11 protein-coding genes are annotated in these 11,871 nt (G+C 71.7%); all 11 read right to left on the bottom strand.

The annotated features are described in order from the left end of the window. Genes glgX through ACIHAD_RS34005 form a run of 11 tightly spaced genes read right to left on the bottom strand, consistent with a single transcriptional unit; the run spans window position 1 to window position 11,770 of the window. Window positions 1-2,133 carry a glycogen debranching protein GlgX gene (gene glgX, locus ACIHAD_RS34055; RefSeq protein ID WP_397358814.1) on the bottom strand — a complete coding sequence of 711 codons (2,133 nt, stop codon included), beginning with the start codon at window positions 2,131-2,133 and terminating at the stop codon, window positions 1-3. Then, window positions 2,130-2,489: an anti-sigma factor antagonist gene (locus ACIHAD_RS34050; protein ID WP_397358813.1), complete on the bottom strand. Its 360-nt coding sequence runs from the start codon at window positions 2,487-2,489 to the stop codon at window positions 2,130-2,132. The genes glgX and ACIHAD_RS34050 overlap by 4 nt, the downstream gene beginning before the upstream one ends. Before the next feature lie 11 nt (window positions 2,490-2,500). Next, window positions 2,501-4,303, bottom strand: a complete 1,803-nt coding sequence (locus ACIHAD_RS34045; RefSeq protein ID WP_397358812.1) for an AGE family epimerase/isomerase — start codon at window positions 4,301-4,303, stop codon at window positions 2,501-2,503. Between the two features lie 8 nt (window positions 4,304-4,311). After that, window positions 4,312-4,911, bottom strand: a complete 600-nt coding sequence (locus ACIHAD_RS34040) for a DJ-1/PfpI family protein (protein WP_397358811.1) — start codon at window positions 4,909-4,911, stop codon at window positions 4,312-4,314. Continuing rightward, window positions 4,908-6,548, bottom strand: coding sequence for a thiamine pyrophosphate-binding protein (locus ACIHAD_RS34035; protein WP_397358810.1), 1,641 nt, complete (start codon window positions 6,546-6,548; stop codon window positions 4,908-4,910). The genes ACIHAD_RS34040 and ACIHAD_RS34035 overlap by 4 nt, the downstream gene beginning before the upstream one ends. A gap of 9 nt (window positions 6,549-6,557) precedes the next feature. Then, on the bottom strand, window positions 6,558-7,385 hold the full coding sequence (locus ACIHAD_RS34030; protein ID WP_397358809.1) for a type 1 glutamine amidotransferase domain-containing protein: 828 nt from the start codon (window positions 7,383-7,385) through the stop codon (window positions 6,558-6,560). Continuing rightward, window positions 7,382-8,083, bottom strand: a complete 702-nt coding sequence (locus tag ACIHAD_RS34025) for an EthD domain-containing protein (protein WP_397358808.1) — start codon at window positions 8,081-8,083, stop codon at window positions 7,382-7,384. Before ACIHAD_RS34025 ends, ACIHAD_RS34030 begins: the two co-directional genes overlap by 4 nt. Beyond that, on the bottom strand, window positions 8,080-9,687 hold the full coding sequence (locus ACIHAD_RS34020) for a GMC family oxidoreductase (RefSeq protein ID WP_397358807.1): 1,608 nt from the start codon (window positions 9,685-9,687) through the stop codon (window positions 8,080-8,082). The genes ACIHAD_RS34025 and ACIHAD_RS34020 overlap by 4 nt, the downstream gene beginning before the upstream one ends. A 6-nt stretch (window positions 9,688-9,693) precedes the next feature. Then, window positions 9,694-11,223 (bottom strand): GMC family oxidoreductase, encoded by a 1,530-nt coding sequence (locus ACIHAD_RS34015; protein ID WP_397358806.1) that lies wholly within the window; start codon window positions 11,221-11,223, stop codon window positions 9,694-9,696. After that, the gene (locus ACIHAD_RS34010; RefSeq protein WP_397358805.1) at window positions 11,220-11,528 is read right to left on the bottom strand and encodes a Nif11-like leader peptide family natural product precursor; all 309 of its coding nucleotides are present in this window, start codon (window positions 11,526-11,528) and stop codon (window positions 11,220-11,222) included. The genes ACIHAD_RS34015 and ACIHAD_RS34010 overlap by 4 nt, the downstream gene beginning before the upstream one ends. Further along, the gene (locus ACIHAD_RS34005) at window positions 11,525-11,770 is read right to left on the bottom strand and encodes a hypothetical protein (protein WP_397358804.1); all 246 of its coding nucleotides are present in this window, start codon (window positions 11,768-11,770) and stop codon (window positions 11,525-11,527) included. Before ACIHAD_RS34005 ends, ACIHAD_RS34010 begins: the two co-directional genes overlap by 4 nt. Window positions 11,771-11,871: the final 101 nt, after the last annotated feature.

The raw sequence follows: 11,871 nt of genomic DNA, 5'->3' as shown, positions 1-11,871 counted from the left end.
TCAGTGATGGGCGCGGCCGACGAGCGCGACCGCGGCCCGCGGGCCGACCACGATCCGCCGCTGGTCGGCCAGCGGCGGCTCCTGGCCCGGCGGGTGGACGTCCTCGGGTGCGGCGGCGCCGGTGTCGGCGAACAGGTGCCACACCGCGCCGTCCGGCAGGGCGGGCAGCTCCAGCTCCCGCGCCTGCCAGTGGGCGTTGGCGGCCAGGTAGAGGTGCTCCTCGCCGCCGCCGGCCGCCGTGCCGCCGCGCAGCATCGCCACCAGCGCGCTGTCTCGCGACCAGTCGGGCTCGCCGGCCCGCTCGCCGTGCCAGGACACCTGCGGCAGGCCGCCGGCGCCCTCGTCGCCGCACGGGTGGCGGCGGTCGCGCACCATCGGGTGCGCGGCGCGGAAGGCCACGCACTCGCGGACGAACCGCAGCAGCTCGCCGTTGCGCTCGGCCAGGTCCCAGTCGAACCACGACAGCGGCCCGTCGTGGCAGTAGGCGTTGTTGTTGCCGTGCTGGGTGCGGCCGACCTCGTCGCCGGCCAGGATCATCGGGATGCCCTGGCTGAGCAGGAGCAGCAGCATCGCGTTCTTGGCCTGCCGCCCGCGCAGCGCCAGCACCTCCCGGTCCCGCGTCGGGCCCTCGGCGCCGCAGTTCCAGCTCAGGTTGTCGTCGTTGCCGTCGCGGTTGTCCTCGCCGTTGGCCTCGTTGTGCTTGCCGTTGTACGCGAACAGGTCCGCCAGCGTCAACCCGTCGTGGCAGGTGACGAAGTTGACCGAGGCGAGCGTGCCGCGGGAGGCGTACAGGTCGGGCGAGCCGACCAGCCGGGTGGCCAGCTCGCCGGCCGAGCCGGGGTCGGCCTTGAGGAAGCGGCGCAGCGCGTCGCGGTAGCGGCCGTTCCACTCCGACCAGCGCTGGTAGCCGGGGAAGGAGCCCACCTGGTACAGGCCGCCGGCGTCCCACGCCTCGGCGATCAGCAGGCAGTCGCGCAGCAGCGGGTCGTGGGCCAGCGTCTCGATCAGCGGCGGGTCGGCCAGCGGCGCGCCGTCCTGGCCGCGGTCGAGGATCGCGGCCAGGTCGAAGCGGAAGCCGTCGATGTGGTACTCGCCGGCCCAGTAGCGCAGGCAGTCGAGCACGTAGTCGCGCACCACCGGATGGTTGCAGTTGAAGGTGTTGCCGGTGCCGCTGAAGTTGTAGTAGTAGCCCTCCGGCGTGAGCATGTAGTACGTGCCGTTGTCCAGGCCGCGGAAGTGGATGGTCGGGCCGTTCTCGTTGCCCTCGGCCGTGTGGTTGAAGACCACGTCCAGCACCACCGCGATCCCGGCCCGGTGCAGCTCCTTGACCAGGTTCTTGAACTCGTCGGACTGCATTCCGTACCTGCCGGTGGCCGCGTAGCCGGCCTTGGGCGCGAAGAAGCCCAGCGTCGAGTAGCCCCAGTAGTTGTACAGGCGCTCGCCGGTGACCGGGTCGACCCGGCTCATGTCGAACTCGTCGAACTCGAAGACCGGCATCAGCTCCACGCAGTTGACGCCGAGCGCCTTCAGGTAGGGGATCTTCTCGATCAGCCCCGCGTACGTGCCCGGCGCCGACACCCCCGAGGACGGGTCCGCCGTGAAGCCGCGTACGTGCAGCTCGTAGACGACCAGGTCCTCCGGCGCCACGCGCAGCGGCCGGTCCTCCTCCCAGTCGAAGTCGTCGGAGGCCAGCACCGACCGGTAGGGGTAGGGGTCGGCCCAGTCCACCTCGGCGCCCCACACGTCCCGGCCCGACATGGTCCTGGCGTACGGGTCGGCCAGGATCCTGGCCGGGTCGAACCGGTCGCCCGGCGCCGGGACGTCCGGGCCGGTGACGCGGTAGCCGTACTCGACGCCCTCGTGGTCGAGACCGAACACGGTCATGGCCCACACGCCGCCGATCCGGTACTCGCCGGGGAAGGGCAGCTCGGCGAACGGCTCCCGCTCGCCGTGCCGGAACAGCACCAGCGAGACCGCGCTCGCGCCGCTGGAGTAGACCGAGAAGTTCACCCCGCCGGGCACCAGCGTGGCGCCGAACGGCATCGGATGGCCCGCCCGCACCCCGAACCCGGCCAGCTCGGCCGTGGGGAAGGAGTCGATCCGGCCGGGTACGCCCTGCGCCTCGACACTCATGTGGCCTCCTCCCGCGGCTCGGCGGCCCGGACGATCTCCAGCGCGTCCGCCACGCAGTCGGCGACGACGAAGAAGCGCAGGAACCCGGTCGCCGCCATCACCCCGCGCAGCTCGGCCGACAGCCCCACCAGGGCGATGAAGCTGTCCACGGTCCGCGCCTGCCGGTAGACCAGCAGCATCGTGCGCAGGCCCGCGCTGGACAGGTAGCCGACGCCGGTCAGGTCCAGCAGCACCGGGCGGCCGGCCGGCAGCAGCGACAGGATGCGCTCCTGCGCGGCCGGCGCCGACCTGCTGTCGAGCTGGCCGGTGAGCCCGATCACCGTGACCGGGCCGATCGTGTCCGTCGTGATCTCCATGGTCGGCACGCTCACTCCTGCACCGGGGTCAGCGTCACCTTGACGCGCAGGGCCTCGGCGGAGACCGGCAGCTCCACGGTCATCGCCACCGGGTCCAGCACCTCGTACGGCTTGCCGTCCACCTCGGCCTCGGTCAGCAGCACCCGCCCGGCCGGCAGCAGGTCCGGCGCGACGCGCAGGATGCGCTCGGCGTCCGGGCCCGGCTTGAAGTGCAGGGTGAGCGGCTGGCGGGTGACCAGCAGCCGCGTGTAGACGGTCGCCAGGAAGCACAGCTCGGAGGAGTGGTACATGCTCATCGAGTGGCTGCCCTTGAACCGCTCGGTCCCGAGCAGGTACGGCAGGCCGTTGGCCAGCACGTTGAAGTAGACCGCGCCCTCGTCGTGGTCGAGGAAGAAGGCGTTGTAGAAGCCCGCCGCCTGCCGCGCCTGCTCCAGGTGGTCGTCGCCGCCCAGCTCGCCGGCGACGATCAGGTACGCCAGGATCGCCTGCTCCTGCTGCCACCACGCCTTGCGGTCGTGCCAGGCGAAGCGGTGCCATTTCTGGCCGTCGGCCCGGTGCCGCTCGACGACGTCGTACCAGCCGCCGCGCTGCTGGTCGCTCCCGACCGCCGGCATGGTCCTGGCCAGGTGCTCGGCCAGCTCCCGGTAGACGTCCTTGGGCCGCGCGCCGTGCATGCGCATGAGGTTCCAGGCGATCTTCAGGTTGTGCCCGACGACCGCGCGGTCCTGCTGCCAGCCGTGCGTCAGGTCGTGGCTCCAGTCGTCGTGGAAACGCTCGTTGACGAACGGGCTCGACGGCTCGGGGAAGTGCTCGACGATGGTGTCGAAGGTGCGCTCCAGCATCTCCAGGTGGCGCTCGTCGCCCGTGGCCAGGTAGTAGTTGATCAGGTAGGCCGGGGCGTGGTCGCCGATGGAGTTCCAGTTCTTGCGCGACTGGTTCGGCCCGAGCGACTCGTGGTGCGGGCTGAGCAGGATCGGGTCGACGTGCGAGTAGTAGCCGCCGCGCCGGTGGTCGCGGAAGAACTTCTCGAACAGCCGCAGCGTGGCGTCGACGTCGGAGGCGATGCGCTTGTCGCCGGTCACCCGGTAGGTCTGCGTCGGGCCGGCCAGGGCGTAGATCTGCTCGTACATCGGGATGGCGTCGTAGTCGTCGCCGAACTCCGAGGTGAACAGCTTCTTCTCGTGCTCGCCGTCCACCTTGATGCCGTGGTACCAGTACACGACGTCGTTCTCGGGGTCCACGAAGCGCATGTGCTCGCGCAGGTAGCGGGTGCCGCGCTCGGCCACCTCCAGGTAGGCGTCGTCGCCGGTCAGCAGGTACGCCGAGGCCATGCCGTACACCAGCCGCGAGATCGTGTCGGTCTCCTGCACGTGGCTGGCGGTCTTGTCGCCGCCCAGGCGCAGGATCGTCCGGTAGTCGCGGAAGTCCACCGGCCCCTGCCCGAACTGGGCGCGGCGGTAGAACGCGGCGATCTCGTCGAGCTGGTTGATCCACCAGTCGGGCTGCTCGAACCGGTACTCGCCGGAGCCGCGGCCCAGGAAGATCAGCCGCTTGGCGGAGAAGACCGGCTCCTCGCCCTCGGGGTAGAAGATCCCGTAGACGAACAGGTGGCGGCCCGGCGTCAGCATGTCGCGCACGTGGTCGCCCGCGTCCACGTACGGCTCGCCCAGGTTGCGCAGCAGCTCGGCCGAGACCTCGCCGTCCAGGCGCACCTCGACCGCGCGGCCGTCGATGGTCGCCAGCCGGAAGGAGCCGGAGCCGGCGTCGAACCGTTCGACCCGCCCGGCCACGGTGTCCATGTAGGTGAAGTTCATCGTTGCTCCTACAGCGTCTCGGCGAGCTGGCCGATGATGGTGTGGGCGAACAGATGGCAGTGGTACACGCTGCGCCCGGTGATCAGGTTCCCGTCGATGACCACGTCCTGGTCCACGTACTCGGCGCCCATGTTCCGCACGTCGCCCACGAGGTTGTTGTGCGCGACGACCTTGCGCCCGCGCATCGTCTCGGGGGCCGCCGCCATCAGCCACAGGCCGTGGCAGATCACGCCGGTGATGATCGACGGCTCCTCCAGCGCCCGCCGCACGAACGCGGTGGCCGGCGCCAGCCGGTTGACGTCGTCGGTGTAGCGCAGCCGGTCCGAGACGATGCCCGAGGGGACGATCACCGCCGCGTAGGAGCGCAGCTCACGGTCCGTGATGTCCTCGAACCCGCGGTCCACGGAGAACGGCACCCGCCACTCGTGGCCGGTGAAGGTGATCGACGGCTGCCCCCACAGGCGGGTCATGAAGTGCACCTCGGCGCCCGCCTCGGCGAAGCGCCGCTCGTAGTAGAAGATCTCCGGCTCGACGTAGTCGCTCTCCATCAGGACGGCGATCCTGCGGCCGTTCAGCGCCGCGCCGGCCCGTGGCTCGATGCCGCTCACAATGGCCTCCCCGGTTCGGTGACGAGGTCGATGAGGAAGGGGCCGTCGTGGCCGAGCAGCCGCTCGACGGCCTCCTCGATCTGGTCGGCCTTCTCCACCCGCAGCCCGTCCACGCCGCAGCCCCTGGCCAGGTCGGTGAACTGGAGATCGGGATAGGAGAGGTCGAAGGAGCGAGGGAGACGGTGGCCGGGGATGCCCCGGCCGCGCCAGTACTCCTCGATGTTGTTGTCCAGCAGCCGGTAGCTGTGGTTGTTGCAGATCACGAACTTGGCGGCGATGTCGTACCGGACGGCGGTGGCCAGGGCCTGGAAGGTGTACATGCTGCCGCCGTCGCCGGTGAAGCCGATCACCGTGCGGTCCGGGTGGGCGAGCTTGGCGCCGATCGCCCCGGGGATGCCCACGCCGAGCGAGCCGCCGCGGGTCAGGAACCAGCTCCCCGGCCCGCGCGGCGGGAAGTAGGAGCCGATCACGCCGGAGGCGGTCAGCCCCTCGTCGAAGACGATCACGTCCTCGGGGGCCCGCGCGGCCAGCTCGCGCATGAACGCGTTGAGGATGGAGTCCTCGGCCGGCGCCGGCCGAGGCGCGGCCGTCCGCCGGGCCAGCCGCGCCGCCGCCGCCTGCCGGTCGGCCCCGCTCAGCGTGCCCTCCAGCTCCGCCGACAGCGCCGCCAGCGTGAGCCGGGGGTCGGCCACCAGGCCCAGCGTGACCGGGTGGTTCTTGGCGATCTCGTACGAGTCCAGATCGATGTGCACGATCCGGGCGTCCTTGCCGAACGGGCTGCTCAGCGAGGGGAACACCTCGGGGAACAGGTACGTGCCCACCACCAGCACGGCGTCGGCGTCCTTGACGGCGTCCGCGCTGACCTGGCCGAACATATGGCCGAGCTGGCCGCGGAAGAGCGGGTGCCGGCCGTCCATGTTCGCCTCGGAGAACTCCACGCCCCACACGTCCGCGCCGAGCTGCTCGGCCACCCGGGTCAGCTCCGCCTGCGCGCCGGAGACCGACACGCCGTCGCCGGCCAGGATGATCGGGGACCGGGCGCCGGACAGCAGCCCGGCTGCCCGGCGTACCAGCTCGGGCGCGGGCAGCGCGGCCGAGTGCGGCACCACCGACGGCTGGACCGGCTCGTGGTTGGGCTGGTCCAGCACGTCGAGCGGGAGCGCCACGAACACCGGGCCGCGCGGCGGCGTCATCGCCATCTTCACCGCCCGCCGCAGCACCCGCAGCACCGAGCCCGGGTCGATCACGCGCATGGCGTGCTTGGTGACGGGCCGGGCCATGGCCACGAGATCGGCGGCCATCTGGGCGTCCATCGCGTCGTAGCCGACCCCGGCCTCACCCGCGACGACCACCAGCGGGGAGTGCCCCCGCTTGGCCTGGTACAGCATGCCGATCGCGTTGCCCAGCCCCACACCGCTGTGGAGCTGCAGCAGCGCCGGACCGCCCGTGGCGCGGGCGTAGCCGTCGGCGATGCCGGCCGCCACCGTCTCCTGGAGGGTGAGGATGTAGCGGAAGTCCTCGAACCCCTCCAGCGCGTCGAGGAAGCCCTGCTCGACCGTCCCCGGGTTGCCGAACATGTACGTGATGCCGTCGCTGAGGAACTGCTCGATGATCGCGGTGTTGCCGTCCCTGGCCATGGCCCGCCATCACCAGCCGAAGCGGCGCAGGCCGCCCTCTAGCACTTCGACGATCTTCTGCCCGGTCAGGAACGAGTCGGGCGTGGACCGGCCGGTGACGAACGGGAAGTCCACGATGACCGAGGTCTCCCGGCCGAAGTTGCCGATGTAGCGCCCCTCGGGCCCGGTGGCGTCCCGCAGGATGTACTCCAGCGGGTACGGCGGCGGCCCCATGTTGAAGTCGGGCACGCCGAGGAACCCGGTGCCGTCCTTGTAGTCGTACTCCTTGCAGTGGCCCGTGACGTGCTTGCCCCAGATGATGCTCTTGCGGTCCTCCCAGTCGCGGGCGAAGGCCAGGCAGGCCACGCCGTAGCACTCGGCGGCCACCGGCTTGCCCGCGCGCGCGAACGCGAGCACGATCTCGTGCACCCGCTCGTTGTTGGCCAGGTCCACGATCGGCCCGCTGCCGCCCACGATCAGCACCGCGTCGTAGGGCACCAGCTCGGCCTCCAGCTTGGCCACCGCCCGGTGGTAGGACTCCAGCCGGCGCAGGTAGTCGGGGCTGCTGGTGTAGGGACGCTCGGGCGCCCACGCCGACAGGTTGAGCGGGTTGGCCAGGCGGCCGGACTCGTCCAGGTCGCGGGTCAGCTTGGCCACCTCGGGCGTGGTGACCGAGCGGCCGAGCGGCGGGTCGACGTAGTCGGGGTCCATGCTGGGCGGCAGGGCGTGCGGCTGCTTGCCGGTCGGCGTGGCGAACACGACGTCGTAGCCGCGCTCGTCGAAGGCCGACAGCGGGCCGACGAGCTCCTCCCCCCAGTAGCCGAACTCCGAGAGGATCACGAGAACACGCTTGGTCATGCCGACTCCCCAGGGATGATCCAGTTTTCCTTGCAGGTCATGGAGAACACGTGGGCCGGGTCGGCGATCGCCTCCAGCTCCGGCTTGACCCGGCGGGCGTGGTGGGCCGAGGCCAGCGCGGCGCGCAGCGCGTCCACGTCGTCGAACCAGAGCTGGTCCACGGCGTCGAAGCCGGCCTCGCCGAAGGTGTACGCGCCGTCCACGGTGTGGCAGTGCAGGTGCCTGCGCAGGCCCGGCAGCCCGGCCACCGCGGCGGCGTAGGACTCCAGGGACTGCTTGCGGTAGGTGTCCAGCGGCAGGCCGGGCCGCCGCTTGATCAGCGTGGTCACCTTCACCCAGCCCTCCGGCCGGGGCTTGGGGCCGGGCACCAGCTCGTGGGCGACGGTGTCCACCACGATCGTGGACCAGAACGCCGCCCAGTTGGGCTCGTCCAGCCGGGCGCCCTGGAGGAACTCCTCGCTCTGCAGCGAGGCGAGCTGCTCCTCGGCGTTGGCCAGCCAGATCTCGGCGATGCCCTGGTGCGGCAGCGCCGGCCGGCCCACGTCGCCGTCGAAGGGGATGCGGGTGTCGACCAGGTACTGCCTGATCTGCTTGATCTTGCTCGCGAACTTCACCGCGTGCACGTTGACCCAGTAGTCCTGGAACTGCTGGGCGGTGAAGCCGGGCTTGGGGGCGCCGAAGATGAACTGGTGGATCATCGCGTGGCCTCCTGTCGGGCCGGGAGGAAGTCCGCCGCGACGAACTCGGCGGCGCGCTCGCCGATCATCACGGTGGTGGTGTGGGGGTTGGCCGAGACGATCGTCGGCATGATCGAGGCGTCGGCGACGCGCAGCCCCTCGACGCCGCGGACCCGCAGCCGGGTGTCCACCACCGCGAGGCTGTCGGAGCCCATCTTGCAGGAGCCGGCGAAGTGGTAGTACGAGCCGACGTTCTCCACCACCCACGCGCTGAGCTGCGCGCGGGTGCGCACGTCGGGGCCGGGCGCGACCTCGGTCAGCCCCCAGTCGCGCCGGAAGGCCGAGCTGGCGTAGATGTCGCGGGCGATCTGCACCATCGTCACCGTGCGCTCCAGGTCCGAGCGCTCGGCGAAGTAGTTCGCGCTGACCTGCGGGTAGGCCGTCGGGTCGGTGCCGGCCAGCCGTACGCTGCCCCGCGACAGCGGCCGGACGAGCCCCGGCAGGGTGAGCACGATCTTGGGGTCGACCAGCTCGCGCACCGGCGTGAGCGGCTGCCCGGTCTCCACCCGCTTGATGACGTTGGCGAAGAACTGGTCGCCGAACGGCGCCCGGTGCACCAGGCAGATCTCCATGTCGGGCACCGGCAGCCCCGGCTCCGACCCCCAGAACAGCCCGACCTCGGTCACCTGGCCGCGCGGGTCGGGCGCGGCCTCGTCCATGTACCCGATCGGGCCGATGACCAGCGGGTGGTCGTGGAAGTTGGCGCCCACGCCGGGCAGGTCGGCGACCACCGGGATGCCGAGCGCGGCCAGCGCCCCGGCCTCGCCGATGCCGGACAGCTGCAGCAGCTTGGGCGACTGGATCGCGCCCGCGGTGACGATCACCTCGTGCTCGGCCCTGACCGTCCGCAGCTCGCCGTCCTTGAGGTACTCCACGCCCACGCAGCGCTCGCCCTCGAACAGCAGCCGGGTGGCCGGCGCGCCCACCTCGACGCTGAGCCGCTCCAGAGCCGGCTCCAGGTAGGCGGCGCGCACCCCGCAGCGGGTGCCCTTCTCGACGTCGATGTCGACGTGGTGCCAGCTCACGCCGAAGCTGTCGGCGTTGAAATCCTCGACCTGCGGGTAACCCAGCTCCACGCAGGCGTCGACGAACGTCTGCGAGACCGGGTTGCCCATGTCCCGGGCGTTGACGATCTTGATCGGGCCCTCGTGCCCGGCCGTCGGGTTGGTCGCGTCCCGCTGTCCCTCCAGGCGCTGGAAGTAGGGCAGGACGTCGGCGAAGGACCAGCCGGGGCAGCCGTCGTAGGCCCAGGCGTCGAAGTCCGCCGGACGGCCGCGCGTGTGGATCATGTGGTAGACGTTCGAGGTGCCGCCCAGGCCGCGGCCCGCCGCCGAGTAGACCTGGCGCCCGCCGAGCCCCGGCTGCGGCTCGCTCATGTACGCCCAGTCCAGCTCGGTCAGCAGCACCTCGTTCCACCGGGCCGGGTCCTCGACCGCGTCGGTGATCTTCGTCTCGCCCGCCTCCAGGACCAGCACGCGGGCCCCGGGCAGCTCGCTCAGCCGGGCGGCGACGACCGATCCGGCCGTGCCGCCGCCGACGACGACGAAGTCGAAGGTCTGTGTCATCTCAGCTCACCTCCGTGCCGATGCGGCGACCAGGTCGGCGGCCTTCTCGGCGATCATGATCGTGGCGGCGTTGGTGTTGCCCCGGGTGATGACCGGCATGACCGAGGCGTCGGCCACGCGCAGCCCGTCCACGCCGCGGACCCGCAGGTCGGGCTCGACGACCGCCTCGCCGTCGCGGCCCATCCGGCAGGTGCCGGCCGGGTGCCACACGGTCGATGCGCCGGCCCGCACGTACTCGGCCAGGGCGGCCGGGCTCGTCACGCCGGGTCCGGGGGCCAGCTCCCGGCCGCGCAGGGAGTCGAAGGCCCCGTCCGCGACCAGCTCCCTGGCCAGCACGATGCTCTCGGTCAGCAGCCGCAGGTCGGCGCCGGCCTCCAGGTAACGCGGGTCGATGAGCGGACGCAGCGGGTCGCCGGGGCGCAGCCGCACCTCGCCCCTGCTCTCGGGCTGCAGCAGGATCGGCGCGAAGGTGAACCCCGGGCCGTCCGTCTTGTACCGGTCGTCGATGAACTGCACCGGGCCGAAGAAGAACTGCAGGTCCGGCCCGTCGCCGCCGAGGACGTTGGTGAACAGCCCCGCCTCGGCCAGCAGCTCGGGGAAGGGCAGCTCGCGCAGGCTCTCGTAGCCGATGCCGAACAGCACGTGGTCCTGGAGGTTGCGGCCCACGCCCGGCAGGTCGGCGACCACCTCGACGCCGTGCTCGCGCAGGTGCGCGGCCGGGCCGAGGCCCGAGCGCAGCAGCAGCGCGGGCGAGCCCAGCGCGCCGCAGGCCACGATGACCTCCTGCTCGGCGGTGGCCCGGTGCGTACGGCCGTCCTTGACATACTCCACGCCGCCGGCCCGGCTCCCCTCGACGGTGAGGCGGGTGACCATGGCGCCGGTCTCCAGCGTGAGGCCGGGCTCGCCCAGCACCGGCGACAGGAACGCCTCCGACGTGCTGGACCGGCGGCCGTCCTTGTCCCGGGTGGACTGGTAGAAGAAGGCCAGGCCCTCCTGCCGGGGGCCGTTGTAGTCGCCGGTGCCGTCGGCGCGGCCGCGGGCGATCGCCGCCCGGACGAAGGCCCGCGAGGCGTCCGACGGCGAGCCGTAGTCGACGACCTTCAGCGGGCCGCCGCTGCCCCGGTACTCCGGCGAGCCGCCCGGGTAGTCCTCCGAGCGCCTGAAGAAGGGCAGCACCTCGTCGTAGGACCAGCCGTCGTTGCCCAGCGCGGACCAGCCGTCGAAGTCGCGGCGGTTGCCCCGCACGTACATCATGGCGTTGACCGAGCTGCCGCCGCCCATCACGCGGCCCTGCGGGATGGGCACGGCCCGGCCGCCCAGCTCGCGCTGCGGGGTGGTCGCGTAGTCCCACACGAACTCCGGCGAGCCCCACATCGAGGTCATCGACGGCACGTCGGTCCGGTGCACGGACTCGGCGACGTCCGGGCCGCCGGCCTCCAGCAGCAGCACCCGGCAGCCCAGCGCGTCCAGCAGCCGCCTGGCCAGGACGCAGCCGGCGCTGCCCGCGCCCACCACGATGTAGTCGTAGGCGCTCACGACGGCTCCAGCAGCCGGGCCCGCTCCAGGGCGGGCAGCAGGTCGCCGACCAGGAACTCCAGGTAGTGCTGACCCCACATCGTCCGCCAGAGCGGGAAGGTGGCGTCGAAGGCGTCCCCGCGCAGGTCGGCCAGGCGCTCCTCCAGCTCCCACACGACGCCGTCGAAGTCGGCCTCGGAGAACGGCAGCCCGTGCTCGGCCGCCGCGGCGATGACCTCCGCCTTGCTCCTGGCCTTCAGCGACTCCAGCACGTCGGCGCGCGAGCCCGCCAGGCGCAGGAACGCGATCAGGTTCGTCCCGCTCATGCCACCGGCCGCCTCTCGTCGGCCGCGAACCCGCGCAGCTCCTCCTCGTCGAACCTGGCCACCACGTGATCGAGCAGGTAGTCCAGGTACCGCCTGCCCCACATGTGCCGCCAGAGCGCGCTGCCGCCGTCGACGGACTCGCCGTCCTTGGCGACGATGACCTCGATCTCCAGGGCCCCGACCACCGACACCAGCTCCTCGGCGGTGAACCGGAAGCCCTCGTCGGATGCGTGGAACAACAATTGACTGAGATTTCTCGCGCTATACTCAGCGCGTCTTTGTGGATTCTCCCGGAGGTCGCCGAGGAATCTCACGAATTCGCTCTTCGCCATTGGCACCACCA

The sequence above is a fragment of the Nonomuraea sp. NPDC052265 genome (genome assembly GCF_044547985.1).
GTDB lineage: Bacteria > Actinomycetota > Actinomycetes > Streptosporangiales > Streptosporangiaceae > Nonomuraea.
Note: the sequence above shows the minus strand (reverse complement) of the source record. Positions and strands in the feature narration are given on the sequence as shown.

Coding starts and splice junctions, on each gene's coding strand:
- glgX (WP_397358814.1), bottom strand. CDS start 2,133: ATGAGTGTCGAGGCGCAGGGCGTACCCGGCCGGATCGACTCCTTCCCC.
- ACIHAD_RS34050 (WP_397358813.1), bottom strand. CDS start 2,489: ATGGAGATCACGACGGACACGATCGGCCCGGTCACGGTGATCGGGCTC.
- ACIHAD_RS34045 (WP_397358812.1), bottom strand. CDS start 4,303: ATGAACTTCACCTACATGGACACCGTGGCCGGGCGGGTCGAACGGTTC.
- ACIHAD_RS34035 (WP_397358810.1), bottom strand. CDS start 6,548: ATGGCCAGGGACGGCAACACCGCGATCATCGAGCAGTTCCTCAGCGAC.
- ACIHAD_RS34030 (WP_397358809.1), bottom strand. CDS start 7,385: ATGACCAAGCGTGTTCTCGTGATCCTCTCGGAGTTCGGCTACTGGGGG.
- ACIHAD_RS34025 (WP_397358808.1), bottom strand. CDS start 8,083: ATGATCCACCAGTTCATCTTCGGCGCCCCCAAGCCCGGCTTCACCGCC.
- ACIHAD_RS34020 (WP_397358807.1), bottom strand. CDS start 9,687: ATGACACAGACCTTCGACTTCGTCGTCGTCGGCGGCGGCACGGCCGGA.
- ACIHAD_RS34010 (WP_397358805.1), bottom strand. CDS start 11,528: ATGAGCGGGACGAACCTGATCGCGTTCCTGCGCCTGGCGGGCTCGCGC.